Raw genomic sequence first — 24764 nt, 5'->3', positions numbered from 1 at the left:
TGAAGGGCAGTTTTTGGGTATCGTTCAATCATATCGGCTTAGAATGCAGCGCAAGAGATGGCGTATTCGCGCGTTTCGCAAGCGCCGCGAGCTAAAGCCTATTGTGAACCGCACCAAACAGATCAAGCCCGACGATATTTTGCTGTTTTGCACGCAGCGAAACGAAAAAATACGCCTGCCCTATTTCCTTGATTACTACCGGAAACTGGGCGTTGGTCATTTCTTTTTCGTGGACAATAACAGCGATGACGGATCTGCGGAATACTTGGCGGATCAGCCGGATGTGTCGGTATGGCACGCTCGCGCAAGCTATAAGAGCGCGCGGTTTGGTGTGGATTGGCTGAATTGGTTGCAGATGAAACATGCCCACGGTCATTGGACCCTGACCGTCGACCCTGATGAATTCCTGATTTATCCGTTTTGTGATACAAGACCGTTGCGGGCGCTAACCGACTGGCTGGATGCGTCGTCGATCAAGTCGTTTTCCGCGATGTTGCTGGATATGTACCCCAAGGGGCGGCTTGACGAACAACCTTATCAATCGGGGCAAAACCCGATCGAAATTGCATCGTGGTTCGACAGCGGAAACTATTCGCTCTCGCGTAACTTCGGTTTTGCGAATTTATGGATTCAGGGTGGCCCGCGCGCGCGTGTCTTCTTCAAGGACGATCCCAAGAAAGCGCCGGCGCTCAACAAGATACCGCTGGTGAAATGGGACCGGCGCTATGTCTATGTCAGTTCGACGCATATGCTGCTGCCACGCGGGCTGAACCAGGTCTATGACGAATGGGGCGGGGAAAAGGCGTCGGGCGTGCTGCTGCATGCCAAGTTCATTGATACCTTTAGCGCCAAAGCGCTTGAGGAACTTGAGCGCGGTCAACACTATGCCGGGTCGGTCGAATACAAGGCCTATGCCGAAAGCTTGCAGTCCGATCCCCAGCTTTGGTGCAAATGGTCTGAACGTTATATCAACTGGCGCCAGCTTGAAATTCTGGGCCTCATGTCCAAGGGGAACTGGGCATGACTGTCGGTGTTGTCATGTTGGTGCATACTGCCCTTGGCCGGGCGGAGCAGGTCGCGCGCCATTGGTCGGCTGCGGGCTGTCCCGTCGTTATCCATGTCGACAAAAACGTGTCGCGCAAGGTCTATGACGCCTTTGTCAAAAGCCTGTCTGATGTGCCGGACCTGAAATTCTGCAAACGGTTCCGGTGTGAATGGGGCACCTGGGGCATCATCGCGGCCTCTCAGGCGGGATCAGAGATGATGCTGGCGCAGTTTCCCGACGTGCGCCATGTCTATCTTGCATCCGGTTCCTGCCTGCCACTTCGCCCGGTCCAAGAGCTGATCAACTATCTTGCAGCACGTCCCAAAACCGACTTTATCGAAAGCGCGACAACAGCGGATGTGCCATGGACAGTGGGCGGTCTGGACGAAGAACGCTTTACCATGCACTTCCCGTTTTCCTGGAAGAAGCAGCGGTATTTGTTTGATAAATCAGTCGCTCTCCAACGCATTATCGGCCTGAAGCGTAAAATGCCGAACGGCCTTGTCCCGCATATGGGGTCACAATGGTGGTGTCTTACGCGCCAGACGTTATCAGCTATTTTACAAGACCCTGACCGTGATGAATACGACCGCTATTTCCGCCATGTCTGGATTCCCGACGAAAGCTATTTCCAGACCCTGGCGCGGCAATATGCGATCAAGATCGAAAGCCGTTCACTGACCCTGTCCAAATTCGACTTTCAGGGTAAACCGCATATTTTCTATGATGACCATTTGCAGCTTTTGCGGCGCTCTGACTGCTTTGTCGCGCGCAAGATCTGGCCCTACGCAGATCGCCTCTACGAGGCGTTTCTGACCGACGAAGCCGACGCGCTGAAAAAGACCGAGCCGAACCCCGGCAAGATCGACCGCATCTTTGCCAAGGCCGTTGAACGCCGGACGCGCGGGCGGTCGGGTTTGTATATGCAAAGCCGTTTCCCGAATGAAGACTGGGAAAACGGGGTGACTGCGGCCACGTATTCGATGTTTCAGGGCTTTGCCGAATTGTTCGAGAATTTTGAGCCGTGGTTGGCAAAATCCACAGGCGCGCGCGTGCACGGGCATCTGTTTGCCCCTGACAAGGTTCACTATGCCGAAAACCAGACAGCCATCAACGGTGCGCTAAGCGACAGTGCCACGACCCGCGATTACAATGCCAAGGCGTTTCTAACCAACCTGATCTGGAACACCCGTGGCGAACGGCAATGTTTCCAATTCGGGCCGGGTGACAATCAGGACGTTTGCTGGCGTATTGCCAAAGACCCGAATGCGCAGGTGTCCGTTATTACGGGTGCGTGGTCGGTGCCTTTGTTCCGGTCGAATATGGATTTCGCCGACATCCGCCGCGAGGCTGCGATTTTGCAAAAAGTCGAAAGCGAACATATGAACATCCTGCGGTCGCCCTATACCAAGGCGCGCGTCCGGATCTGGAATATGGCCGAATTCATCGAGGCTCCGATGGAGCCGCTTCAAGGGATTTTGGACGAGATCGGACACACCAAGCTGAACCGCATTGCCGAGGTCCCAAGGATGGTCGATCTGTCAGGGTTCGGGCAATTTTTGCAAAACCTCAAGAATCAGGGGATGCATCCGCATCTTATGGGCGACTTCCCTGTGGAACGCGGTGTGGCAGCCAATCAGGCGTCGTCGCGCAAACCCTATTTGGTGCAGTAAATCATGCCTTCCAGTTTCAAAAGCTTTGTTGTTTTCGCCGAGATGCGCACCGGATCGAATTTTCTTGAAACCAACCTGAACGCTTTCAAGGGTATCTCCTGCCACGGAGAGGCCTTTAACCCGCATTTTATTGGCTACCCAAAGGCGGCGGATATTCTGGGTGTCGATCAGGAAACCCGTGATACCAACCCTGACGTCCTGCTGGCTGCGATACGGACAAAATCCGACGGGCTGGGCGGTTTTCGCTATTTTCACGATCACGACCCCCGCGTGCTGGACACGCTGCTGAATGACGACACCTGTGCCAAGATCATTTTGACCCGCAACCCCGTCGAAAGCTATGTCAGCTGGAAGATCGCGCAGGCCACCGGACAGTGGAAGCTGACCGACATGAAGGCACATAAGGCCGGTCAGGCGCTGTTTGACGAGGATGAATTCGCGGCCCATCTGGAAGCCCTGCAAGAGTTCCAGTTGCTGTTGCTGAACCGTCTTCAGGTTTTGGGCCAGACTGCATTTTATGTCGCCTACGAAGACCTGCAAAGCGTCGAGGTGATGAACGGGCTTGCGCGGTTCCTGGGTGTGGACGAGGCGCTTGAGGGGTTGGACAAAAGCCTGAAAAAGCAAAATCCCGAACCTATCTCGACCAAGGTCAGCAATTACGATGATATGCTTTCGGCTCTGGCGCGGCTGGACCGCTTTGATCTGACGCGCACGCCGAATTTCGAGCCCCGTCGCGGGCCTGTGGTGCCGTCCTATGTTGCTGCGGCCGAAGCACCCTTGCTGTATCTGCCGCTGCGCAGCGGGCCGGAACCGCAGGTTCTGGACTGGCTGGCTGCCGTTGATGGGGTAAAGCGCAACCAGTTGCACAACAAGATGAGCCAAAAGGATTTGCGCCAATGGAAACGCCGCAATGTCGGGCATCGCAGCTTTACGGTGCTGCGCCACCCCGTTGACCGCGCCCATGACGCCTTTTGCCGCCATATCGTGACGACCGGCAAGGGCAGCTATACCCAGCTGCGGGGCAATCTGATCAGGCGCTATAAACTGCCTTTGCCCGAAGGCGAACCCGATGCCAACTATGACGCGGATGCGCATCGCGCGGCGTTCAAGGCGTTTCTGGTTTTCCTCAAGGGGAACCTGAATGGCCAGACCGCCATTCGTGTTGATCAAGCCTGGTGTACCCAAGCGCAAGCCGTACAGGGTTTCGGCGAATTCGCCCTTCCCGACCGCATTATCCGCGAGGCAGATCTGGAAAACGATTTGGCCGAACTGGCGGCATCCGTTGGCGTCACGGCGGCGCCAGCCGTGCCGAAGCGCCTGCAAACCGGCCCGTTTGACCTGCCAGAAATTTACGATGCCGAGATCGAAAAGCTCGCCTCGGATGCCTATCAGCGGGATTATATGATTTTCGGGTTTGACAGCTGGCAATAGCGACCTCAGGCCACTTGCGTTGCCTGTGCTTCTGTCAGAATTGTGTAAAGCGTCGTCGGCTCCGGGTTTGCGCGCAGCTTGGCACAGACCGATGCGTTGCGCAGCGTGCGCGATACCAGTGCCAATGCCTTTAGATGCTCAACACCAGCATTTTCGGGGGCAAAAAGCGCAAAGGCAATATCAACCGGCTGTCGGTCGACTGCGTTGAAATCAATCGGCTTGTCCAGCAACACGAACGCGCCAAGGACAGTTTCCAACCCTTCAAGACGTGCGTGTGGCAAGGCGACCCCGTGGCCCACACCTGTGGGGCCAAGGGATTCGCGCGTTTGCAAAGCTTCGACAACAGCGCCAGACTCCAGACCATATGCGTGAAACGCCAACTCCCCGATATCGTGGAGCAGACGCTTCTTGCTTGATGCGGACGTCAGAACCTTAACGGCCCCGGGCTTTAGGAGTGTCGCAAAATTCATTCTGCTGGCTCAATTCTGGTCCGCTTTTTCGCGATCCGTTGTGTCTAGGACGGGTCGATCCAGCCGATGTTTCCGTCATCACGACGGTACACAACGTTTACGCCTTCTTTACCCTCTTTACGAAACACGACGACAGGTGAGCCTGAAATTTCCATTTGCATAACCGCTTCTCCGACAGACAAGTTTGCGATCTTGGTCTGCATTTCGGCAATGATCATGGGTTGGAGGGTTTCGGGTTCCTGCGCATCTGAATCGCTTTCTGATGCGAGGATATACGAGGAAGCGCCGAAAAGTTCAACAGGCTCCGGGCGCTCTCTGTGGTGGTCCTTCAACCGTCGCTTGTAACGGCGAAGCTGTTTTTCCATCTTGGCTGCACAGGAGTCAAAAGAGCCATAAATATCAGTAGCATGAGCTTTTGCCGACGCGGTCAGACCGGTTGAAAGATGCACCGTCGCTTCGCAAACAAACTCATGGGCGGACTTGGAAAAGATGACATTCGCATCCGTCGGACGCTCTGCATATTTTTTGACTGCTTCGCCCAGTTCGGTTTTCACATGGGTCTGCAGGGCTTCGCCGATGTCGATCTGTTTGCCACTGATTTGGTACCGCATATAGTCTCCTTATTCATAACGTTCTGAACAGCGTCCATGACCGCGAAAAACGCGGTTTGGGGCGGGGTCAGATGCGGGTGAATGGCGATGCGTTCAGAATGAATGCCTTTGGCCCTTGGTTGAAAGGGTCAGGTAGGACAAACAAGGAACGTAGTGTCGCCATAACTCCATTGAGCGCCCGAAAGGCACCGATTGTCAAATGAATCTGGCAGAAAAATGTGCGAAAAATAGCCCAGCAAATTCATGAAAAATTAGGAGATACGAAAATTATCACCCAAATAGACACGCCGGACGTTCTCGTTCTGAACGACTTCGGACGGGGTGCCCGACATCAGAACCTTGCCTTCGTGCAGAATATAGGCGCGGTCCACGATCTCGAGTGTTTCGCGTACGTTATGGTCGGTAATAAGCACGCCGATTCCGCGTTTTTTCAGGTCTGCGACCAGATGCCGGATGTCATCGACCGATATCGGATCTACCCCGGCAAAGGGCTCATCAAGCAGCAGGTATTTCGGATCGGCGGCCAGACAGCGGGCGATCTCTACGCGGCGACGTTCCCCGCCCGAAAGGGCCAAGGCAGGTGCGCGGCGCAAATGTTCGATTGAAAACTCGGACAGCAGTGCCTCGAGGCGTTCACGCCGTTTGCGCGCGTCCGGCACGGAAATATCCAAGATCGCCGAGATGTTATCCTGAACGCTCAACCCACGAAAAATGCTCATTTCCTGAGGTAGATAGCCAATACCCAACTGCGCACGACGGTACATGGGCAAGGACGTCACGTCTTTGCCGTCAATGGTGACAGTCCCGCCTTCGGGCATCACAAGGCCTGCCACGGCGTAGAATGTCGTCGTCTTGCCAGACCCGTTCGGCCCCAGCAGGGCGACAACCTCACCCCGATCAAGATGCATTGAAAAATCGCGAATGACCGTCTTTTTGCGATAGGATTTGCGCAGGTGTTCGATACGCAGGCCACTGCCACCCTGTTTAACAGTCAATTGTGGGGTCGACATCAGTTATTGCCACCGGGCTGCAAAACCGTTCTGACCCGGCCCGACATCTGCGCCGTACCGTCAGAAAGCTTGACGCTCATCGTGTCGGAGCTGAGCGCATTGCGGCCTTGAGCCAGCAAAACATTGCCAGACATCACGATTGTACCCTTGTCGATATCGTAATCTGCCCGCTCTGATTCGGCGGCATCAGGGCCGGATACCAGCGTAACGCCGCCCGTCGCCTCTAGCCGGGCAATGCCGTCGCCGTTGGCGCGGTACACGACCAGAACCCGCGATGCGGACAAACGCATTTCACCCTGTCCAATTAGCACATTTCCGGTGAAAATCGCGGTTCCTGTTGCCTGATCGACAGACAGGTTGTCAGCGGTCACTTCAACAGGAAGCCCGGTATCCTGGCGGATCGTTCCAAAGGCCACATTGGCCCCTTGGGCCGCAACCGACATGGCAGAGAACATCAAAAAAAGCGGCAGCAGAATGTATTTCACGCAAGTTACTCTATCAAAGGTTTCGGTTTATATATCAGCTTCACCCCATTTGTGAAAAACAATTGGGTCGCTTCGCCATTTTCTGGTTGCGATACTGTCATTGAACCGGCCTCGAGGATGCCTTCGGGTGCTGTGCCATACACACGCCCCGGAGATTCCAGATCAAGAGACGACAGGCCGGATGTCATATAGTCGCTGGTCATGCGATATCCGGTCGAAGTCATGATGATCACATCATTGGTCAGTTCGGCGATATTCTTGGCCAGATCAATCTCGGCCTGGCCGGATTGCAGACGATAGGATGCGCCTTGGGCCGTTTTGATCGTCAGACGGATGTTTTCGGCCTTGTTCGACCCGATTTTCCCGTCCGGCGTGGTCAATATATCAGCATAGAACGTCAGTTCGTCGCCCTGAGCCGTGGTACCGGTAAAAAAAGGTGCCGTAAGTTGCTGGTCGCGCAGTCTTTCCTGAATTTCCTTTTCAGCAAAGGGGATGGACTGACCGGGATCAATGGCGCGCGAAATCAGGAATAGTGTCGATAACAGCGCCAAAGCCATCAGCGGGAACAAGACCTTTAGCCAGGATACCAGTTTGGAGTAGCGGTCCCCCTGCATGATCCTTAGCCCAATCCGACGCGCAGGCAGTCGTGGATATGGATCAGCCCCGCAGGGACGTTTTTGCCGTTCGGTTCGACAACCAGCAGGCAGGTGATCTTGCGGGTGTTCATGATTCCCACGGCTTTTTCGGCCAGCGCATCGGGGGCGATTGTCACGGGCGCTGTCGTCATCACATCGCGCGTGGTCTTTGACATCAGTCCGTCCAGATGGCGCCCCAAGTCGCCGCTGGTGATGATCCCGGCAAGGGTGCCGGCGGCGTCGGTAACGATCACCACACCGAATGATTTGCTGCTCATCATCATCAATGCGTCAGACATCGGCGCATCGTCTTTGACCATGGGCAGGGCATCGCCCGTATGCATCAGATCGACCACACGGCTTAGTCGCGCGCCCAATTTGCCGCCGGGGTGAAATTCGCGGAAATGTTCCGCGGTAAACGACCGGTTTTCCATCAATGCAATCGCAACCGCATCGCCCATCGCAAGGGTCATGGTCGTGGATGTCGATGGCACAACGCCGGTGCCGCAGGCCTCGGCCAGTTGCGGCAGCAAAAGCACCACATCACATTGGGCACCAAGGCTGCTGCCCTCGCGGCTGGTGATCCCGATCAAGGGAATGGAAAAGCGCCGGGAATAGGCGATCAGATTGGCCAGCTCAGGGGCCTCGCCCGAATTCGATATCGCCAGCACCACATCATCGCCCGTGATCATGCCCAGATCGCCGTGGCTTGCCTCGGCGGGGTGGACGAATTGGGCAGGCGTACCGGTGCTGGCCAGCGTGGCCGCAATTTTCTTGGCGATATGGCCGGATTTGCCGATACCGGTAACAATCACGCGGCCACGGGTGGCGATCAGCAGGTCAATCGCCTGACGAAAGCGATCATCCAGACTGTCAGCCAAAGCCGTCAGCGCGTCAGCCTCGGTGCGGATGACCCGCCGGGCAGTATCAAGGAATGGGGTGCTCATACGTGTGCAAAAATATCCGTGTCGGGCCAGCCTGCCAGATCCAGTTGGGCTCGGGTGGGAAGAAAATCAAAACACGCTTGCGCGATCTCCATACGGTCTTCGCGCAGCAGCATCACATTCAGCGCGTCACGCAGCTTGTGCAGGTGCAAAACATCCGACGCGGCATAGTCGATCTGCGCTTTGGTCAGCTTTTCCGCGCCCCAGTCGCTGGATTGCTGCTGCTTGGAAATATCGACGCTCAGCAGTTCCTGACACAGCTTTGCCAGCCCGTGGCGGTCAGTATAGGTGCGCACAAGGCGGCTAGCGATCTTGGTGCAGTAGACCGGCGTGGCCTTGGCCCCGAACCGGTTCAGCATCGCGGCGATGTCGAAACGGCCAAAGTGAAACAGCTTGAGCACATCCGGATTTTCCAGCAATGCGCATAGATTGGGTGCCGTGGTCTGGTCCTTGGCGATCTGGATCAGATGCGCGTGGCCGTCGCCGCTTGACAGTTGCACAACGCACAGGCGGTCGCGATGCGGATGCAGGCCCATCGTCTCGCAATCAATCGCGACGATTGCACCCAGATCAAGCCCGTCCGGCAGGTCATTTTGGTAAACTTTATTTTTCATGCCTTCCCTATATCGCCCTCGCGCGGTTTGGGAAAGCGCCGCTTTTGAGCGCCGGTTAAGCGGCGGCAATCATCGACGGATCCGGCCGCGGATACTGCGCCAGCAGATCGGCAACCAGAACGTGAGATTTCAGCCCGACCCAGTCGTTTCGCATCAGCGGTTTCGGCAATGCAGGATGCTTGAGCGCCAAGCGCCGCCAGTTATGGACGATCAAACAGCGCAAGGTCGCGACTTGCAGCGGGCTTAGGGACTCGTGGGCGGGCAGATGCTGCGCCGCGTGTTCCAACGCCGCTTGCAGCTGGGCATAGGCTTGTTCAAGCGTTGCGGGTTCCAATTCGGTCTTGAGCCAATCGGGCGCAGTGTTTCCCGTGGTAACAAAGGCATCTTGCGGTGGTTCGATGTCAGACGGGCCCACATACACGCGGCCATTCACTTGGGTGAATCCGTTTAAATCATCCGCCTCAGCGGCGACACCGCTTAGCAACACCATCTGCCATCCCTGGCAAAGTTCATCTGGCGTTGCGTAAATACGTGCGCTTGCATCATCGGCCTGGCTGCGACCGTCAGGTGTCAGGCTGTGCCTGCTGATCCGCCCCTGCTTTTCCGATGCGATCCAATTGTCTTTGCGCAACCGGTGCAGCGCCACGCGCGCCGCTTCGGGGCGCACGTCCATTTCGGCCATGATTGCAGACAGTACCGGCCCGTCGATAATATCGCCCTTGCGTCGCGCAAGGTCGCCGAACAGGCTGATCATCAGCGACCAGACGCGCTGTCCGCCAAGTTGTTTTAGGGGGGTTATTGCATTTGTAAAATCGTCAGTAGGCATTCATCGTCAGCAGTTCATACTCGGCCACGGCGGCATCATCCTGATTGGTCAGGGTCACGTGCCAGCGTACCTCACCGTATTCATCATTACGAGGGGTCTTTGCCTTGACGCTAAGCCGGACCTTGATGCTGTCGCCAGCCTGCACCGGTGACATGAAGCGCAGGTTGTCCAAACCGGTGTTTGCCAGCACAGGTCCGGGATCGGGTTGCACGAACAGACCGGCGGCAAAGGACAGCAGCAGGTAACCGTGGGCAACACGACCGGGGAAGAACGGGTTCGCCTTGGCGGTGTCTTCGTCCATGTGGGCATAGAAGGTATCGCCAGTGAAGTGCGCAAAGGTTTCGATATCGTCCAGCGAAATGGTCCGGCTGGCTGAATTGAACGTCTCGCCCAGATCCAGATCACCAAAGACACGGGTGAACGGGTGGTCGCGGTCTGAAATCTCGGTTGCGCCGGGAACCCATTGTTTGCCGATGGCGGTCAGAATGTCGGGGCTGCCCTGAATGGCGGTGCGCTGCATGTAATGCATGACCCCGCGAATGCCGCCCAGTTCTTCGCCGCCGCCTGCACGGCCCGGCCCGCCATGCACCATGTGGGGCAGGGGGGCACCGTGGCCTGTCGCCTCGGCCATGGAATCGCGGTTGTTGAAGTACAGCCGCCCGTGAAAGGCACCTGCCCCCATTGCCATTTGCCGCGCGATATCTCCGTCGCGGGTGATGACCGAGGCGACAAGCGACCCTTTGCCCTTGTTCAGAAGTGCGATGGCGTGGTCGGTGTCGCGGTAGGGCATGATCGTTGAAACGGGCCCGAACGCTTCGGTATCGTGAACACGGATCGCGTTGTCAGGATCGGCGCAATGGAACAGCATCGGCGGGACAAAAGCGCCCTTTTCGCAGTCGGCCCCATCGACTGCAAAGCTGTCAGGGTCACCAAAGACCCGCTCGGCCTCGGCCCCGATCAGCGCGGCCTTTTCCAGCACGTCGCGGCGTTGCGATTGTGACACTAACGCGCCCATTTTCGTTGTTTCCAGCCGTGGATCACCGATGGTCACCTTGGCCAACCGTGCTGAGATCGCAGCGATCATCGCGTCGACATGCGGCTCAGGCACCATGATCCGGCGAATGGCCGTGCATTTCTGACCCGCTTTCGCAGTCATCTCGCGCTGGACCTCTTTGACGAACAGAACAAATTCGGGCGTGCCCGGCGCTGCATCAGACCCTAACACGGACGCATTCAGGCTGTCCTGCTCGGATGCGAACCGGACGGACCGTTCCAATAGCGCGGGATTGCTGCGCAGTTTGTTGGCAGTTTCGGCGGATCCGGTAAAGCTGACCACGTCCTGACAATCAAGTTGATCCAGCATATCGCCCAATCCCCCTGTCACCAGTTGGATAGCGCCATCTGGCAAGATGCCCGACTGGATCATCAGGCGAAAACACGCCTCGGTCACATAGCAGGTCGCGGTTGCGGGTTTTACGATCGCAGGGACACCGGCCAGCAGGGTCGGGGCCAGCTTTTCCAGCATTCCCCAGACGGGAAAGTTGAACGCGTTGATGTGGACGGCGACACCTTGCAGGGGTGTGCAAATATGGCGGCCCATGAACTGACCGGAACGGCCCAGTTGTTCGGGGGGGCCATCCAGAAATACCTGATCATCCGGCATCTCGCGGCGGCCCTTGGCGGCGTAGACCTGCATCGTGCCAATGCCGCCATCCACATCGATCATGTGGTCGGATTTGGTGCCGCCGGTGTCAAAGGACAGGTCATATAGGCTCTGTTTATGTTCTTTTAGATAGGTCGCCAGCGCCTTGAGCATCTTGGCTCGGTCATGAAACGTCAGCTTGCGCAGGGCCGGTCCGCCAACGTCATGGGCGTAAGCCAGCATGGCCTGAATATCCAAAGCGTCGTTGCCAGCGCGCGCGATCACATCGCCGGTAATGGCGCTCGCGATATTGCGGGAACCGGCCCCCGGATTGATCCACTGACCGGCGGCAAAGCTTTGAATATCGCGCATAATAAGTTCCCTAGTGATGGTCGTAGTCGATGGAAAGTTTGTCGCTGATCGGATAGCTTTGGCAGCTCAGACGATAGCCGCGTTCCACCTCGTAATCCTCCAAGGCGTGGTTCGACAGCATCTCTACCTCGCCTTCGGTGACCTTGCACATGCAGGTCGAACACACGCCCGCCTTGCAGGCAAACGGCGCATCAAGATTGTTTTCCAACGCAGCCTCAAGCACGGACTGGCCTTTGGTCATGGTGAAATTATGGGCCGCACCGTCAATGGTGACGGTCACTTGGGTCAGCGCCTGGTCTTCGCTGCGCTTGGCCATTTCCTGCTTGGCCAGTCGCCCTTGCTGACTTTCGCTGAACAGCTCGAACTTGATCTGATCAGGCTCTAACCCATGGGTTTTCAGGGATTCCGCAATGGCCAGCATCATCGGTTCCGGCCCGCAGATAAACGCGGTGTCGATGTTTTTGATGTCGATCCATGTTTCGAACAAGGCATCGCATTTGGCTTGATCGACGCGGCCGGTGAACAGGTCGATATCCTGACCGGATTCCAACATATGGATAACGCTCAGCCGCCCCATAAAACGGTTCTTGAGGTCTTCAAGCTCTTCGCGGAACATGATCGTGTTCACGGCGCGATTGGCATAGACCAGCGTAAAGGTGGATTGCGGTTCGCGTTTCAGTACGGTTTTCAGGATCGACAGCACCGGAGTGATGCCGGACCCGCCCGCAAAACCAAGGTAGTTCTTGGCGGTATCAGGCTCTAACTCGGTGAAAAACTTGCCCTGTGGCGGCATCGCGTGCAGCGTGTCGCCCACCTTGAGCGTTTCATTGGCAAAGGTCGAAAACGCCCCGCCGTCGACGCGCTTGATGCCGACCTGCAACACGCCATCGTCCAGACCGGCACAGATGGAATAATTGCGGCGTAGTTCGGTGCCGTCGAAATCCTGCTTGAACGTCAGGTACTGACCTTGCCTGAACGCAAAGGCATCCGCGTCTTCGGGCTTGAGCGTCAGCACCACAGCATCGCGGATTGTGTGGTGAATATCAGTGACTAATAAGGGGAGAAATTGGCTCATGGGTCAGATACACTTAAAATAATCGAAGGGTTCCAGGCAGTCGGTACAGCGCCATTGCGCCTTGCAAGGGGTCGAACCGAACTGGCTGATCTTTTCCACATCTGTGGATTTACAACGGGGGCAGTGCTGCGGCCCGCCCGCAGGCTGGGGCGGCGCGATGCCGTATTCTTCCAATTTGGCGCGGCCTGAATCCGTCATCCAATCTGACGTCCAGGCAGGCGAAAGTTGCCGCTTCAGAGCCAGTTTTTCGATGCCATGCCCGCGCAGGGCGGTTTCGATATCAAGGTTGATGATCGTGGTTGCAGGGCAGCCCGAATAGGTCGGCGTCACTGTCACCTCTAGCGTGTCATCTTGCCACTGAACATCCCGGATGATCCCCAGATCGGTAAGCGAGATGACTGGGATTTCGGGGTCTGGTACCGCGTGAAGCCAGCCCCAAACAGTCTCTAACGTGGGCTTTTCGACTACCATGTGGCATCCGGATAGGCGCGTTGCAGCCATTGCATTTGCGTCAGCATGTGACCCAGATGTTCGGTATGCCGCTTGCCGGATTTGCCGCCCTTGTGACCAAAGTCATCCTGCGGCTTGACCAGCGTGGCGGCGGTGAACACATCGTCCAGCAGCGCGTCAAATGCAGGGCGCAAGGATGCCGGATCGGGTGCGATACCAGCATCTACCATAGCGGCGTCCACATCATCAGAAGTGAACATTTCCCCGACATAGGGCCATAATTTATCCAATGCGGCCTGCATCCGGTTGTGGCTTTCCTCGGTCCCGTCGCCCAGACCAACCACCGTGTCGGTGGCCCGTTCCAGATGGTAGGTGACTTCCTTGGAGGATTTTTCGGCGATGGCGGCAACCTGCGCATTGCTACTGCCCATCAGCGCCTTGAGCTGCAACAGGTGCCACGCATCAAACAGAAACTGCCGCATCATGGTCTGGCCGAAATCCCCGTTGGGTTGTTCGACCAACAGCAGATTGCGGAAATCCCAGACATCGCGGTGAAAGGCCAGTTTGTCAGCGTCACGACCTGCGCCTTCGACTTCTCCGGCCAGATCCAGCCACAGGGTCGTTTGCCCGATCAGATCCAGCGCGGTATTGGCAAGCGCGATGTCTTCCTCAAGCACGGGCGCGTGGCCGCACCATTCAGACACGCGGTGCCCCAAAACCAAGGTGTTGTCGCCCATCCGGCAGAGGTATTCAAACAGGTGATCGCTCACATTGCACCCACTTCGTCGGGGATATCAAAGAAAGTCGGGTGGCGATAAACCTTGTCATTCGCAGGCTCGTAAAGCGACCCTTTTTCCTCGGGCGATGACGCGGCGATATCTGATGCCTGAACGACCCAGATGCTGACGCCTTCGTTGCGGCGGGTATAAACGTCGCGCGCATTCTTGATCGCCATTTCCGCGTCGGGCGCATGCAGCGATCCGACATGGCGGTGGCTTAGCCCGTGTTGTCCACGGATAAAGATCTCATACAGGGGCCATTCATGTGTTGTATTGGTCATTTCAGTCTACTCCGCTGCCAGTTTTGCGGCGCGTTTTTTCGCCGCATGGGCCATCAGGCCATCGCGTACCCAAGCGCCGTCATCCCACGCCTTGTTGCGCGCTTCGAGCCGTTCGGTGTTGCAAGGGCCGTTGCCCTTAAGCACGTCGAAAAACTCATCCCAATCGGGCTGGGTGAAATCGTAATGCCCGCGTTCCTCGTTCCATTTCAGATCGGGGTCAGGGACGGTCAGGCCCAGATATTCAGCCTGCGGGACGCATTCATCGACGAACTTCTGACGCAGCTCGTCATTGCTGTTCATCTTGATCTTCCACGCCATGGATTGCGCCGAATGGACCGAATTTTCATCTGACGGGCCGAACATCATCAACGCAGGCCCCCAAAAGCGGTTCAGCGCGTCCTGCGCCATCTTTTTCTGCGCTGCCGTGCCATTCGCCATCTTCATCATGATGTCGTAACCTTGGCGCTGGTGGAACGATTCCTCCTTGCAGATACGCACCATCGCGCGGGCATAGGGCCCGTAGGATGTGCGTTGCAATGGCACCTGGTTCATGATCGCGGCACCATCAACCAACCAGCCCACAGCACCCATATCTGCCCATGTTAGGGTCGGATAATTGAAGATGGAGGAGTATTTCATCTTGCCCGACAGCAGATCGCGCGTCAGTTGATCACGGGTCACCCCCAGCGTTTCTGCGGCACAATACAGATACAAACCGTGGCCTGCTTCGTCCTGCACCTTGGCTAGCAGGATCGCCTTGCGTTCCAGCGTGGGCGCGCGGGTGATCCAGTTGCCTTCGGGCAGTTGACCGACGATTTCAGAGTGCGCATGTTGGCCGATCTGCCGGATCAGGTTCTTGCGATACCCGTCCGGCATCCAGTCTTTCGGCTCTATCTTGCCGCCTGCATTGATCCGTTCCTGAAAGGCGCGCTCTTGCGGATCCATCTCTTCGAGAGATTTGACACCTTCGCCGGTGGATTTGATCATCTGTGCATACATCGTTCAGATCCTTTCAGGGGATTTACCAGTTAGCTTGCGCGTTCAAGAATGATGGCGACACCTTGGCCGACACCGACGCACATGGTGCACAGGGCATAGCGGCCGCCTGTGCGTTTCAGTTGCAACGCGGCAGTCATCACCAACCGTGCGCCCGACATGCCAAGCGGGTGACCAATGGCAATCGCGCCGCCATTTGCGTTCACATGTGGCGCGTCATCCGCAACCCCAAGGGCGCGCAATGTGGCGATGCCCTGGCTGGCGAATGCCTCGTTCAGTTCGATCACATCCATCTGGTCGATGGTCAGACCGGCGCGGGCCAGAACCTTTTGGCTGGCGGGCACCGGGCCAATGCCCATCACGCGCGGTTCGACACCGGCGGCCGAGATGCCGACGACGCGGGCAATCGGGGTCAGGCCGTGCAGATTGGCCGCCGCTTCGGACGCCATAAGCATTGCAGCGGCACCGTCATTGACGCCGGACGCATTGCCGGCTGTGACGGTCAGATCAGGGCCGTTGATAGGGCGCAGTTTTGTCAGCGCTTCCATCGACGTGCCGGACCGCGGGTGTTCGTCGCGGTCAAACACAATCGGATCACCCTTGCGCTGCGGGATTGTCACAGGTGCGATTTCATCCGCGAAAATGCCAGCCTTGTCGGCGGCATCCCAACGGTCCTGGCTGCGCTTGGCAAACGCATCCTGATCGGCGCGGCTGATGTTATAGTCGGTGGCCACATTGTCACCGGTTTCGGGCATGGATTCGACGCCGTATTTTGATTTCATCTTGGGGTTCACAAACCGCCAACCGATGGTGGTGTCATAGACCGCATTGCCGCGCGAAAACGCGGTTTCGGCCTTGGGCATCACAAACGGCGCACGCGTCATGCTTTCAACGCCACCGGCAATGGCCAGATCCATATCGCCAGCCTTGATCGCACGGGCGGCGGCACCAACGGCATCCATACCCGATGCGCATAGACGGTTGATCGTGGCACCCGGAACATCGACAGGCAGGCCAGCCAGCAAGGCGGCCATCCGCGCGACGTTACGGTTGTCTTCGCCCGCCTGATTTGCGCAGCCAAAGATCACATCGTCCACCTTTGACCAGTCCAGATCGGGGTGGCGTGCCATCAGCGCAGCAATCGGCACTGCGGCCAGATCATCGGCCCGAACCGATGACAAAGCCCCACCAAAGCGGCCAATGGGCGTGCGCTGTGCGTCACAAATGTAAGCGTCCATGAAAGTCTCCCTTAGTTTGACGAACTTAGGGTTAGTCGTGATTCGCCGCAACTTAAATGTTACTTAAAAATTGGGTGATATAAATAACTGTAACACAATGTTCCGATAGCGCGGCCCCCAAATCCGTGTACCCTTTGTCAAAGCGTGAACCCTGGGGCGTGTGCGTCATTCACCTTGGCCGACAGGTTTCGCCTGCGCGTTGTCAACGAGTCTGCGATGCTTGCCCGCAAACATGGCCCCTTTAGGTGGACGGGCGGTGCCACATCATGGCGGCAGCATCTGGCGCTTGCGCACGCTGATCAACAATCCAACTGTCAAAAGGCCAAGGGCGGCAATGCTCAGCCAGCTCAGGTTTTCGCCCAGGATCAACGCACCTAAAATTCCGCCCACACCTGGGACAGCCGCAAGGATGGACGAGGTATTGCCGTTTCCGATCCTGCGCGAGGCGTGGGCGATGAACAGCAGCCCGATCAGGTTGGGCACAAACCCCTGATAAACGGCCTGTAACAAAAGCGGCCCCATCGGCGCGTCAGCAATGCCAGAGGGCAGCCACAGCGCCCAGACGGGCAGATAGAGCGCTGCATTCACGACGGTGCCGCAAAAGATGATCTGCATCGCCCCCAGCTGCCACCGCTCTGACAGGATCATGTAAAATGAAAAGAACACCGCCCCCACGATGAACAGCAGGTCGCCGATCCATGCTGTCTCGCTTCTGGTGGCGACCCCGTCCCAGGCCAGCACGACCGCAGACACGAGGATCAGCGCGGCCCCCAGCATCTGCCGCAGGCTGGGCTTTGCGCTGAAAAGGACCAGACCCAAAATGATGCCGACCAGCGGCAGTATCCCGTTCATGAAGATACCGCCATGTGCGGCAGGCGCAAAAAGGAAGCCGGAAAACACCGACAGGATATAGACAGGCCCCAGAATGAACGAGAGCACTGCAATCTGCGTCAGCGAAAGCCCCCGCCACGGTTTGTAATAAAGGCAAAGCGGTATCGCCACGATGGACGCCAGCCCGTAGCGCATCGCGGCCAGATCATACACTGTCAGGCCGCTGTTATTTGCGACACGGCTGACGATCAGCCAAAAGGACCAGACAAAGACGATCACCCAAGCGGCCGTATAGCCAGTGACCTGTGAGGGATTTCCGGTGGTCATCTGCGCTTTGCCATCCCAAAAAACGATGGGAAAATTCCCAGACCACCAGCAGTAGGACCAGTATCGGGGCAGGGCAAGAGAAAGCCAAAGGAATTGACCGAACATCACAGGTTGAGGGGCAGGGCGGGCGCACTGAGCCTTGCATCGTTGAAACTGCCTGCTTCTCCAGCCGGGGTTGCTGAATGCCCGCGCGTTGATTCTGGCGCGGATCTTCGCCGCCCGATTTCAAATCGCAAACGCCTGTTTGTCTGGGGTGAAACGGCTCGCGTGGGTCTGGATCATGCGCTCTTCGCTGATCCTTTGGTTGCAGGGGTGTGTCCTGATTGGTGGTTGACGTCGCCTGCGGCCCCAGGACACGCGCGGGCTGTTGGTTGGCGTTGACGCTAATTCAGCCACATTGCCCTACTCAAAGCCTTGCCGATTTGATCATTCGGCCCTACCTAGACAGACCTCGGAAACGTGTTGAAAGATCTTGAATTGCAAACACCATATTACCTGATCGACAAGGCGCGCCTGCTGCCGAACCTCGAGAAAATCGCCTGGCTGCGCGCGGAGTCCGGGGCGAAGTCGTTGTTGGCGCTCAAGTGTTTCGCGACGTGGTCGGTGTTTGATTTCATGGCGCAATACATGGACGGCTCAACGTCATCGTCCTTGTACGAAGTCCGCTTGGGGCACGAAAAGTTTCCCGGTGAAACCCACGCTTATTCAGTTGCTTATGCCGATCACGAGATCGCCGAAGTGCTGGAATGCTCCGACAAGATCATTTTCAACTCCATCGGTCAGCTGACCAAATTTGCTGATGCGTCGCAGGGCCATATCAGGGGGCTTCGGGTCAATCCCGGGGTATCCACTTCCGAATTTGATCTGGCCGATCCCGCGCGCCCGTTCAGCCGGCTTGGCGAACATGATCCCGACCGGATTGCCGCCGTCGCGGACCAGATCAGCGGGCTGATGTTCCACAACAATTGCGAAAACGACAGTTTTGAACGGTTTGACGAGATGCTGACCTTGATCGAGGATCGGTTTGGCGCGGTGATACGTGATATGGACTGGATCAGTCTGGGCGGCGGCATCCATTTTACCGGCGCGGATTACCCGCTTGACCGCTTGGCCGCGCGGCTGAAAGCTTTTGCGCAGACCTATGGCGTTCAGGTCTATCTGGAACCGGGCGAGGCCGCGATCACAGGGGCCGCAACGCTTGAGGTGACCGTGCTGGACACCATGTACAACGGCAAGAACCTTGCCATCGTCGACAGCTCGATTGAGGCGCATATGCTGGATCTGCTGATCTACCGCGAGCCCGCGAAAATCAGCCCGAACACCGGCGATCATGAATGGATGATCTGCGGGAAATCCTGCCTCGCGGGCGATATCTTTGGCGAATTCCGCTTTGATGCGCCGTTGAAGGCCGGGGACCGGCTTTCGTTTCAGGACGCCGCAGGCTATACAATGGTCAAGAAAAACTGGTTCAACGGGGTCAAGATGCCAGGCATCGCGATCCGTGAACTCGACGGGACAACGCGCTTGGTACGCGATTTTGACTACGATGATTTCGCCGCGGCCCTGTCGTAAAACTGCTCACACGAACGCAACAACAAAAGAGGTCTTTTGGATACATGAAACGCAATGTTCTTATCATTGGCGCTGGTGGCGTCGCACAGGTCGTGGCGCATAAATGCGCGCAAAATAACGATGTTCTGGGCGATCTTCATATTGCCAGCCGGACAGTCGCGAAATGCGAGGCGATCATCCAAAGCGTGCATGATAAGGCTGCGATGAAACAGGACGGCGTGTTCAAAGCGCATGAGGTCGACGGCATGGACAGTGACGCGGTCGCTGCCCTGATCACCAAGACCGGTGCCCAGATCGTGATCAACGTAGGGTCGCCTTTCGTCAACATGACCGTGCTCGAGGGCTGCATCCAGACCGGTGCCGCCTATATTGACACCGCCATTCACGAAGACCCCGCCAAGATTTGCGAAACGCCCCCATGGTACGGAAATTACGAATGGAAGCGTCGCGACGATTGCGCAAAGGCTGGCGTGACGGCGATTTTGGGTGCCGGTTTTGATCCCGGCATGGTGAATGCCTTTGCGCGTTTCGCGGTGGATGAATTCATGGACGAGGTCACGTCGATCGACATCGTTGACATCAATGCGGGCAACCACGGCAATTATTTTTCAACCAACTTCGATCCCGAGATCAACTTTCGCGAATTTACCGGCACGGTCTACAGCTGGCAGAACGGGGCGTGGCAGGAGAACAAGATGTTCGAGGTCGGCCGCGAATGGGATCTGCCCGTCGTCGGCAAGCAAAAGGCTTATATGTCCGGCCATGACGAGGTTCATTCGCTGGCGGCCAACTATCCGCAGGCCGATGTCCGGTTCTGGATGGGCTTTGGCGACCACTACATCAACGTCTTTACCGTGTTGCAAAACCTCGGGCTGTTGTCCGAGCAGCCTGTCGTCACAGCCGAAGGGCTTGAGGTCGTGCCGCTGAAACTGGTCAAGGCCGTGTTGCCTGACCCGTCCAGCCTTGCGCCGAACTACACCGGCAAGACCTGCATCGGTGATCTGGTAAAAGGCACCAAGGATGGCAAGGAGGTCGAGGTGTTCGTCTATAACGTCGCCGATCACAAGGACGCCTTTAACGAGGTCGGCAGCCAGGGCATTTCCTACACTGCGGGCGTGCCTCCGGTGGCGGTCGCGATGTTGATCGCGGATGGCACCTACGACAAGGGTGTGATGCTGAACGTCGAAGAGCTGGACCCCAAGCCGCTGTTCACCTTGCTTGATGACATTGGTCTTCCGACACGGGTGAAAGACGCCAAAGGGGACCGGGAATGGCATCTCGCTTAGGCTCAGGCGTCACTGTCACGGTTTGGGCCCGTTTGCTTAATGACAACAAACATTGCGGGTAACATCGCGCTCGGCGGTCTGGTGCAACCGGACCGTCGCCAGCGACCCGTGATGAGAAATCTACGGCCGACACCAAGAACTATTACGCGTGTGTGTATGCCAAGGTTTGCGAACTGGATTTTTCCGATAGCGGTGGAAATCTAGACCCATGGATATGAATCAACATATCTCTAAATGCATCTGCCGATATTTATGGGGCGATGAATACAAGCAGCGCTGAGAGGATAACGGGGTCTAAAAATTTCCCCCAGTCATAAATTCTTTTCAATCAAAGAACTTACTCTGTTTAAATGGTGCCCAGAAGAGGACTCGAACCTCCACACCGTTGCCAGTACTAGCACCTGAAGCTAGCGCGTCTACCATTCCGCCACCTGGGCACAGGGGGGTTGTGAGGGCTGCTCTAATCATGCGGGGCGGGGGTGTCAATTGGATTCGCTGACATTCTTGCATCTTGTTTGCTTCATTGACCCTTGCGGGTGATGTGCCGCGAAGGGTTGGGGCAAACTGGGCTGATTTGCGGCTTGTTCCCAAACGGTCAAAACGGTATCTATCGCTCAGTTTTTCTGAACAGGAGCATCATCATGTCAAAGCTGGTGACGATCTATGGCGGCTCGGGGTTTGTCGGGCGTTATATTGTGCGCCGCATGGCCAAAGCAGGATGGCGGGTTCGCGTGGCAGTACGCCGCCCGAACGAGGCGATTTTTGTGCGCCCCTATGGTGCTGTTGGTCAGGTTGAGCCTGTTTTCTGCAATATCCGCGATGACGCATCGGTGCGTGCGGCGATGCAAGGGGCAGATGCTGTTGTGAACTGCGTCGGCATTCTGGCGGAAACCGGCAAGAGTACGTTCGAGGAAATTCAGGCTGGCGGGGCGGAGCGGATTGCACGGATCGCCGCAGACGAAGGCATCAGCCGGATGGTTCAAATCTCGGCTATCGGGGCGGATATTGATTCTGCCAGCGAATATGCACAGACCAAGGCAATGGGCGAGGCGGCTGTTCTCAAGCATATGCCGGATGCCGTTATCCTGCGTCCGTCGATTGTGTTCGGCCCGGAGGATGAATTCTTTAACCGCTTTGCAGGCATGACACGTCTCAGCCCGGTGGTGCCTGTTGTTGGCGCAGATACCTTGTTCCAGCCGGTGTATGTGGATGACGTGGCAAAGGCGGCTGAAATGGCCGTTCTCGGTGATGCGCCAGCCGGCATCTACGAGCTGGGCGGCCCTGACGTGGAAAGCTTCCGCGCATTGATGCAGCGGATGCTGGCAGTAGTGCATCGTCGTCGTTTGGTGATTGGCTTGCCTATGTTCGTGGCCAAGATCCTGGCGGGTGCCTTTGATATTTTGCAGGCGGTTACGCTTGGGCTGGTCAGGAATTTTATGGTCACCCGTGATCAGGTCAAGAACCTTGGCACTGACAATGTGGTTGCACCGGATGCAAAGGGTTTTGACGCGTTGAGGATTTCGCCTGTGTCGATGTCATCGGTCTTGCCGGATTATCTGTGGCGGTTCCGCCCGTCCGGGCAGTACGACGACATTATGGCGTCTGCCAAAGACTTGCGCAGCTGATCACCTGATAGACTTTTACAAAGGCCCTGCCATACCGGCGGGGCCTTTTGCGTTTATGAATAAGCGTAAGCCAGCAGCGCGATGCCCAATATCACCCGGTAGATTACGTAAGGCGTAAAGCTGACACTGCGCAGCAGGCGCATCATCAAAACAAGCGCCAGCATCGCCGCGACAAAGGCAAAGGCCGCAGCGATGGAGGCGTCTTTCGCCAATTGCCAGTCGGCCTCTCCGATCACATCCAGCGATAGCAACGCACCCGAGGCAAGGATTGTGGGGATCGACATCAGCATCGACAGGGTCGCAGCCCCGGTGCGGTCATACCCCAGCTTGCGGGCCGCAGTGATGGTGATGCCTGACCGCGAGGTGCCGGGGATCAGCGCGACTGCCTGTGCCAGACCCATCCACACCGCGTCTTTCATGCGCCAGTCGCCGGCGGACATCTCGTTCCCGCCAGTTTTATCTGCCCAATACAGCACAAGCCCGAATATCAGCATGGTCCAGCCAATCACGGCGACGGACCGCAGCATTTCGTCGATGCCCATTGCTTTAAACAGCAGTCCTGCGACCAAGACGGGGATCGTCGCGATGATGAGCAAAAGCGCAGTGCGCGCGCCACGAGTGTCGACCTTGCCTCGTGCCAAGCGGCCCAAGCCGATCGTCGCCTCGACAACTTGGGATCGGAAATACAAGATCACGGCAAGCAAGGTACCCACATGAACCGCAACGTCTATCGCCAGCCCTTGATCGGGGCCGCCAGTGACGAATGGCAGTAGTATTAGATGTCCAGAGGATGACACAGGCAAGAATTCGGTAAGGCCCTGAATGATGGCCACGAGTAATAGTTGAAACAGTGTCATGGTCTGATTGCCTGCGATGCTTATGCTGAGGCCGACGTATAAACCCGCTCAAAAGAAAGCAAAGAACTATATTAAGTCCGCATCGGACCTAAAATACGCAGAAAATCGCCTCACTCTCAAAGCTGGGCGAAAAAAATTTACATATAGGTCAGCACTGCTGCCTTTATTATCATTTCGCATTTGTGTAAGGGAGGCTAACAAAGTTTTTCAGGCGGAGTTTTCGATTATGGCAAAGCAGCCAATGCTTAAGTTTACAACGGTTTCACGGGATATGCCCGAAAAGCGGATGCCGAATCTGCGCCGCGAAGACTTTCACGAGATTTACGCGGAATACGCGGATGAGAAAGCCAAAGAGCAGGCCAGCCGGTGCAGCCAATGTGGTGTGCCGTATTGTCAGACCCATTGCCCGTTGCACAACAACATCCCCGACTGGCTGCGTCTGACAGCCGAAGGCCGTCTGAAAGAAGCGTATGAAGTGTCGCAAGCCACCAATACCTTCCCCGAGATTTGTGGCCGTATCTGCCCGCAGGATCGCCTGTGCGAAGGTAACTGCGTGATTGAACAGTCCGGCCACGGCACTGTGACCATCGGGTCGGTCGAAAAATACATCACTGACACCGCGTGGGAAAACGGCTGGGTGCAGGCGATCAAGCCGCACACCGAGCGTACTGAATCCGTTGGCATCATCGGTGCTGGCCCCGGTGGTCTGGCCGCCGCCGACGTGCTGCGCCGCCAGGGTGTGCAAGTCACCATCTATGACCGCTATGATCGCGCAGGCGGTTTGCTGACCTACGGCATCCCCGGCTTCAAACTGGAAAAAGATGTGGTGATGCGCCGCAATGACCAGCTTGCCGAAGGTGGCGTAAAGTTTGAACTGAACTGTAATGTCGGCGTCGACATCAGCTTTGCCGATATCCGTGCCAAGCATGACGCAGTGATCATCGCGACCGGCGTTTACAAAACCCGCGAAATTCAGGCCCCCGGTGTAGGGGGTGTCGGCCTTGAGCGCGCGATTGATTTCCTGACCGTCAGCAACCGCAAAAGCTTTGGCGACACTGTCGAGGAATTTGAATCCGGTCGTTTGAACGCCCATGGCAAAAAGGTCGTTGTCATCGGTGGTGGCGATACCGCGATGGACTGCGTTCGTACCTCGATCCGTCAGGGTGCGACATCTGTGAAATGTCTGTACCGCCGCGACCGTGCCAACATGCCCGGCAGCCAGCGCGAAGTGCAAAACGCCGAGGAAGAAGGCGTTGTGTTCGAATGGTTGTCTGCCCCCAAGGGGTTTGTCGGTGATCCGGTGACAGGTGTCATGGTGCAAAAGATGCGTCTTGGCGCGCCCGATGCCACAGGTCGTCAGGCCCCCGAAGTGATCGAAGGCGCTGATTACGTCGAAGAAGCCGATCTGGTGATTATGGCCTTGGGCTTTGAGCCAGAAGACCTGCCAACATTGTGGCGCACACCTGAACTGCCCGTGAACCGCTGGGGCACGATCAAGGCCGATTACGTCACGGGTGCCACCGATCTTGATGACGTCTATGCCGTGGGTGACATCGTGCGCGGTGCGTCACTGGTGGTTTGGGCAATCAAGGACGGCCGCGATTGTGCGCAAGCCATCCTTGAGAAGCTGGGCACGAAAACGGCCATCGCAGCCGAATAACCGGCCCCACGCCTGTAACAAATGTATTT

The 24764-nt window shown here is 56.9% G+C and carries 24 protein-coding genes and 1 tRNA gene; 7 read left to right on the top strand and 18 right to left on the bottom strand.

Going from position 1 to position 24764, the window contains the following annotated elements; translation table 11 throughout:
- Nucleotides 1-43: 43 nt before the first annotated feature.
- From ACSQ13_RS16095 to ACSQ13_RS16085, 3 genes are read left to right on the top strand one after another with little or no spacing between them, the layout of a single operon-like run.
- Entirely contained in the window at nt 44-1024 is a 981-nt protein-coding gene (locus ACSQ13_RS16095; RefSeq protein WP_176250415.1) for a glycosyltransferase family 2 protein, read from the top strand.
- Complete coding sequence (locus ACSQ13_RS16090) at nt 1021-2718, top strand: DUF5927 domain-containing protein (protein WP_176250416.1); 1698 nt, start codon at nt 1021-1023, stop codon at nt 2716-2718. Before ACSQ13_RS16095 ends, ACSQ13_RS16090 begins: the two co-directional genes overlap by 4 nt.
- Before the next feature lie 3 nt (nt 2719-2721).
- Nucleotides 2722-4149 carry a nodulation protein NodH gene (locus tag ACSQ13_RS16085; protein WP_176250417.1) on the top strand — a complete coding sequence of 476 codons (1428 nt, stop codon included), beginning with the start codon at nt 2722-2724 and terminating at the stop codon, nt 4147-4149.
- 5 nt (nt 4150-4154) lie between these two features.
- Here the strand turns inward: ACSQ13_RS16085 and ACSQ13_RS16080 are convergent, their stop codons facing one another.
- The 16 genes from ACSQ13_RS16080 to ACSQ13_RS16005 form a co-directional block, all read right to left on the bottom strand.
- A complete protein-coding gene (locus ACSQ13_RS16080; protein ID WP_176250418.1) occupies nt 4155-4619 on the bottom strand; it encodes a PTS sugar transporter subunit IIA in 465 nt (154 codons plus the stop codon).
- Between the two features lie 44 nt (nt 4620-4663).
- The gene (hpf, locus tag ACSQ13_RS16075) at nt 4664-5230 is read right to left on the bottom strand and encodes a ribosome hibernation-promoting factor, HPF/YfiA family (protein WP_176250419.1); all 567 of its coding nucleotides are present in this window, start codon (nt 5228-5230) and stop codon (nt 4664-4666) included.
- Nucleotides 5231-5481: 251 nt separating this feature from the next.
- Nucleotides 5482-6240, bottom strand: a complete 759-nt coding sequence (lptB, locus tag ACSQ13_RS16070; RefSeq protein WP_176250420.1) for an LPS export ABC transporter ATP-binding protein — start codon at nt 6238-6240, stop codon at nt 5482-5484.
- Nucleotides 6240-6695, bottom strand: a complete 456-nt coding sequence (gene lptA, locus ACSQ13_RS16065) for a lipopolysaccharide transport periplasmic protein LptA (RefSeq protein ID WP_176250451.1) — start codon at nt 6693-6695, stop codon at nt 6240-6242. Before lptA ends, lptB begins: the two co-directional genes overlap by 1 nt.
- Before the next feature lie 35 nt (nt 6696-6730).
- The gene (gene lptC, locus ACSQ13_RS16060; protein WP_176250421.1) at nt 6731-7339 is read right to left on the bottom strand and encodes an LPS export ABC transporter periplasmic protein LptC; all 609 of its coding nucleotides are present in this window, start codon (nt 7337-7339) and stop codon (nt 6731-6733) included.
- A 5-nt stretch (nt 7340-7344) separates the two neighbouring features.
- A complete protein-coding gene (locus ACSQ13_RS16055) occupies nt 7345-8307 on the bottom strand; it encodes a KpsF/GutQ family sugar-phosphate isomerase (protein WP_295507957.1) in 963 nt (320 codons plus the stop codon).
- Nucleotides 8304-8918, bottom strand: a complete 615-nt coding sequence (locus ACSQ13_RS16050) for a ribonuclease D (RefSeq protein ID WP_176250423.1) — start codon at nt 8916-8918, stop codon at nt 8304-8306. The genes ACSQ13_RS16055 and ACSQ13_RS16050 overlap by 4 nt, the downstream gene beginning before the upstream one ends.
- 55 nt (nt 8919-8973) lie before the next feature.
- Nucleotides 8974-9744 carry a PaaX family transcriptional regulator C-terminal domain-containing protein gene (locus ACSQ13_RS16045; protein WP_295507953.1) on the bottom strand — a complete coding sequence of 257 codons (771 nt, stop codon included), beginning with the start codon at nt 9742-9744 and terminating at the stop codon, nt 8974-8976.
- A complete protein-coding gene (paaZ, locus tag ACSQ13_RS16040; protein ID WP_295507951.1) occupies nt 9734-11758 on the bottom strand; it encodes a phenylacetic acid degradation bifunctional protein PaaZ in 2025 nt (674 codons plus the stop codon). Before paaZ ends, ACSQ13_RS16045 begins: the two co-directional genes overlap by 11 nt.
- Before the next feature lie 10 nt (nt 11759-11768).
- On the bottom strand, nt 11769-12833 hold the full coding sequence (locus ACSQ13_RS16035) for a ferredoxin--NADP reductase (RefSeq protein WP_176250426.1): 1065 nt from the start codon (nt 12831-12833) through the stop codon (nt 11769-11771).
- 3 nt (nt 12834-12836) lie between these two features.
- Nucleotides 12837-13304 (bottom strand): 1,2-phenylacetyl-CoA epoxidase subunit PaaD, encoded by a 468-nt coding sequence (gene paaD / locus ACSQ13_RS16030; protein WP_295507947.1) that lies wholly within the window; start codon nt 13302-13304, stop codon nt 12837-12839.
- Nucleotides 13298-14020, bottom strand: coding sequence for a 1,2-phenylacetyl-CoA epoxidase subunit PaaC (paaC, locus tag ACSQ13_RS16025; RefSeq protein ID WP_176250452.1), 723 nt, complete (start codon nt 14018-14020; stop codon nt 13298-13300). The genes paaD and paaC overlap by 7 nt, the downstream gene beginning before the upstream one ends.
- Before the next feature lie 29 nt (nt 14021-14049).
- On the bottom strand, nt 14050-14343 hold the full coding sequence (gene paaB / locus ACSQ13_RS16020) for a 1,2-phenylacetyl-CoA epoxidase subunit PaaB (protein ID WP_295507941.1): 294 nt from the start codon (nt 14341-14343) through the stop codon (nt 14050-14052).
- Between the two features lie 6 nt (nt 14344-14349).
- Entirely contained in the window at nt 14350-15342 is a 993-nt protein-coding gene (gene paaA, locus ACSQ13_RS16015) for a 1,2-phenylacetyl-CoA epoxidase subunit PaaA (RefSeq protein WP_176250429.1), read from the bottom strand.
- A gap of 29 nt (nt 15343-15371) precedes the next feature.
- The gene (gene pcaF, locus ACSQ13_RS16010) at nt 15372-16577 is read right to left on the bottom strand and encodes a 3-oxoadipyl-CoA thiolase (RefSeq protein WP_295512515.1); all 1206 of its coding nucleotides are present in this window, start codon (nt 16575-16577) and stop codon (nt 15372-15374) included.
- A gap of 264 nt (nt 16578-16841) precedes the next feature.
- Nucleotides 16842-17735 carry a DMT family transporter gene (locus ACSQ13_RS16005; RefSeq protein WP_176250431.1) on the bottom strand — a complete coding sequence of 298 codons (894 nt, stop codon included), beginning with the start codon at nt 17733-17735 and terminating at the stop codon, nt 16842-16844.
- 477 nt (nt 17736-18212) lie between these two features.
- Here ACSQ13_RS16005 and ACSQ13_RS16000 point away from each other — a divergent pair, with 477 nt between their 5' ends.
- On the top strand, nt 18213-19307 hold the full coding sequence (locus ACSQ13_RS16000) for a carboxynorspermidine decarboxylase (RefSeq protein WP_176250432.1): 1095 nt from the start codon (nt 18213-18215) through the stop codon (nt 19305-19307).
- Nucleotides 19308-19351: 44 nt separating this feature from the next.
- A complete protein-coding gene (locus tag ACSQ13_RS15995; RefSeq protein WP_295512516.1) occupies nt 19352-20593 on the top strand; it encodes a saccharopine dehydrogenase family protein in 1242 nt (413 codons plus the stop codon).
- Between the two features lie 351 nt (nt 20594-20944).
- On the opposite strand, the gene ACSQ13_RS15990 is transcribed toward ACSQ13_RS15995, so the two are convergent.
- Nucleotides 20945-21030: transfer RNA gene (locus ACSQ13_RS15990), tRNA-Leu, on the bottom strand.
- 204 nt (nt 21031-21234) lie between these two features.
- Here ACSQ13_RS15990 and ACSQ13_RS15985 point away from each other — a divergent pair.
- Nucleotides 21235-22218 carry a complex I NDUFA9 subunit family protein gene (locus ACSQ13_RS15985; protein WP_295512518.1) on the top strand — a complete coding sequence of 328 codons (984 nt, stop codon included), beginning with the start codon at nt 21235-21237 and terminating at the stop codon, nt 22216-22218.
- 53 nt (nt 22219-22271) lie between these two features.
- Here the strand turns inward: ACSQ13_RS15985 and ACSQ13_RS15980 are convergent, their stop codons facing one another.
- Entirely contained in the window at nt 22272-23075 is an 804-nt protein-coding gene (locus ACSQ13_RS15980; RefSeq protein WP_295512520.1) for an undecaprenyl-diphosphate phosphatase, read from the bottom strand.
- Nucleotides 23076-23301: 226 nt separating this feature from the next.
- Between ACSQ13_RS15980 and ACSQ13_RS15975 the strand changes: the two genes are divergently transcribed.
- Nucleotides 23302-24735 carry an NAD(P)-dependent oxidoreductase gene (locus ACSQ13_RS15975; protein WP_176249762.1) on the top strand — a complete coding sequence of 478 codons (1434 nt, stop codon included), beginning with the start codon at nt 23302-23304 and terminating at the stop codon, nt 24733-24735.
- Nucleotides 24736-24764: the final 29 nt, after the last annotated feature.

The sequence above is a fragment of the Sulfitobacter sp. SH22 genome, from assembly GCF_965641905.1.
GTDB lineage: Bacteria > Pseudomonadota > Alphaproteobacteria > Rhodobacterales > Rhodobacteraceae > Sulfitobacter.
The sequence above is the reverse complement of the archived record's forward strand: the minus strand, read 5'-3'. Positions and strand labels throughout refer to the sequence as shown.

Bases quoted from the DNA above. Each gene is read 5' to 3' on its own strand.
- paaB (WP_295507941.1), bottom strand. From the start codon at position 14,343: ATGACCAATACAACACATGAATGGCCCCTGTATGAGATCTTTATCCGT.
- ACSQ13_RS16045 (WP_295507953.1), bottom strand. From the start codon at position 9,744: ATGCCTACTGACGATTTTACAAATGCAATAACCCCCCTAAAACAACTT.
- ACSQ13_RS16005 (WP_176250431.1), bottom strand. From the start codon at position 17,735: ATGACCACCGGAAATCCCTCACAGGTCACTGGCTATACGGCCGCTTGG.
- paaA (WP_176250429.1), bottom strand. From the start codon at position 15,342: ATGTATGCACAGATGATCAAATCCACCGGCGAAGGTGTCAAATCTCTC.
- ACSQ13_RS16050 (WP_176250423.1), bottom strand. From the start codon at position 8,918: ATGAAAAATAAAGTTTACCAAAATGACCTGCCGGACGGGCTTGATCTG.
- ACSQ13_RS16080 (WP_176250418.1), bottom strand. From the start codon at position 4,619: ATGAATTTTGCGACACTCCTAAAGCCCGGGGCCGTTAAGGTTCTGACG.
- ACSQ13_RS16095 (WP_176250415.1), top strand. From the start codon at position 44: ATGCAGCGCAAGAGATGGCGTATTCGCGCGTTTCGCAAGCGCCGCGAG.
- paaD (WP_295507947.1), bottom strand. From the start codon at position 13,304: ATGGTAGTCGAAAAGCCCACGTTAGAGACTGTTTGGGGCTGGCTTCAC.
- ACSQ13_RS15975 (WP_176249762.1), top strand. From the start codon at position 23,302: ATGGCAAAGCAGCCAATGCTTAAGTTTACAACGGTTTCACGGGATATG.
- ACSQ13_RS15980 (WP_295512520.1), bottom strand. From the start codon at position 23,075: ATGACACTGTTTCAACTATTACTCGTGGCCATCATTCAGGGCCTTACC.
- ACSQ13_RS16085 (WP_176250417.1), top strand. From the start codon at position 2,722: ATGCCTTCCAGTTTCAAAAGCTTTGTTGTTTTCGCCGAGATGCGCACC.
- lptC (WP_176250421.1), bottom strand. From the start codon at position 7,339: ATGCAGGGGGACCGCTACTCCAAACTGGTATCCTGGCTAAAGGTCTTG.
- paaC (WP_176250452.1), bottom strand. From the start codon at position 14,020: ATGGGCGACAACACCTTGGTTTTGGGGCACCGCGTGTCTGAATGGTGC.
- ACSQ13_RS16090 (WP_176250416.1), top strand. From the start codon at position 1,021: ATGACTGTCGGTGTTGTCATGTTGGTGCATACTGCCCTTGGCCGGGCG.
- ACSQ13_RS15995 (WP_295512516.1), top strand. From the start codon at position 19,352: ATGAAACGCAATGTTCTTATCATTGGCGCTGGTGGCGTCGCACAGGTC.
- ACSQ13_RS15985 (WP_295512518.1), top strand. From the start codon at position 21,235: ATGTCAAAGCTGGTGACGATCTATGGCGGCTCGGGGTTTGTCGGGCGT.
- ACSQ13_RS16055 (WP_295507957.1), bottom strand. From the start codon at position 8,307: ATGAGCACCCCATTCCTTGATACTGCCCGGCGGGTCATCCGCACCGAG.
- ACSQ13_RS16035 (WP_176250426.1), bottom strand. From the start codon at position 12,833: ATGAGCCAATTTCTCCCCTTATTAGTCACTGATATTCACCACACAATC.
- pcaF (WP_295512515.1), bottom strand. From the start codon at position 16,577: ATGGACGCTTACATTTGTGACGCACAGCGCACGCCCATTGGCCGCTTT.
- lptB (WP_176250420.1), bottom strand. From the start codon at position 6,240: ATGTCGACCCCACAATTGACTGTTAAACAGGGTGGCAGTGGCCTGCGT.
- paaZ (WP_295507951.1), bottom strand. From the start codon at position 11,758: ATGCGCGATATTCAAAGCTTTGCCGCCGGTCAGTGGATCAATCCGGGG.
- hpf (WP_176250419.1), bottom strand. From the start codon at position 5,230: ATGCGGTACCAAATCAGTGGCAAACAGATCGACATCGGCGAAGCCCTG.
- lptA (WP_176250451.1), bottom strand. From the start codon at position 6,695: ATGTTCTCTGCCATGTCGGTTGCGGCCCAAGGGGCCAATGTGGCCTTT.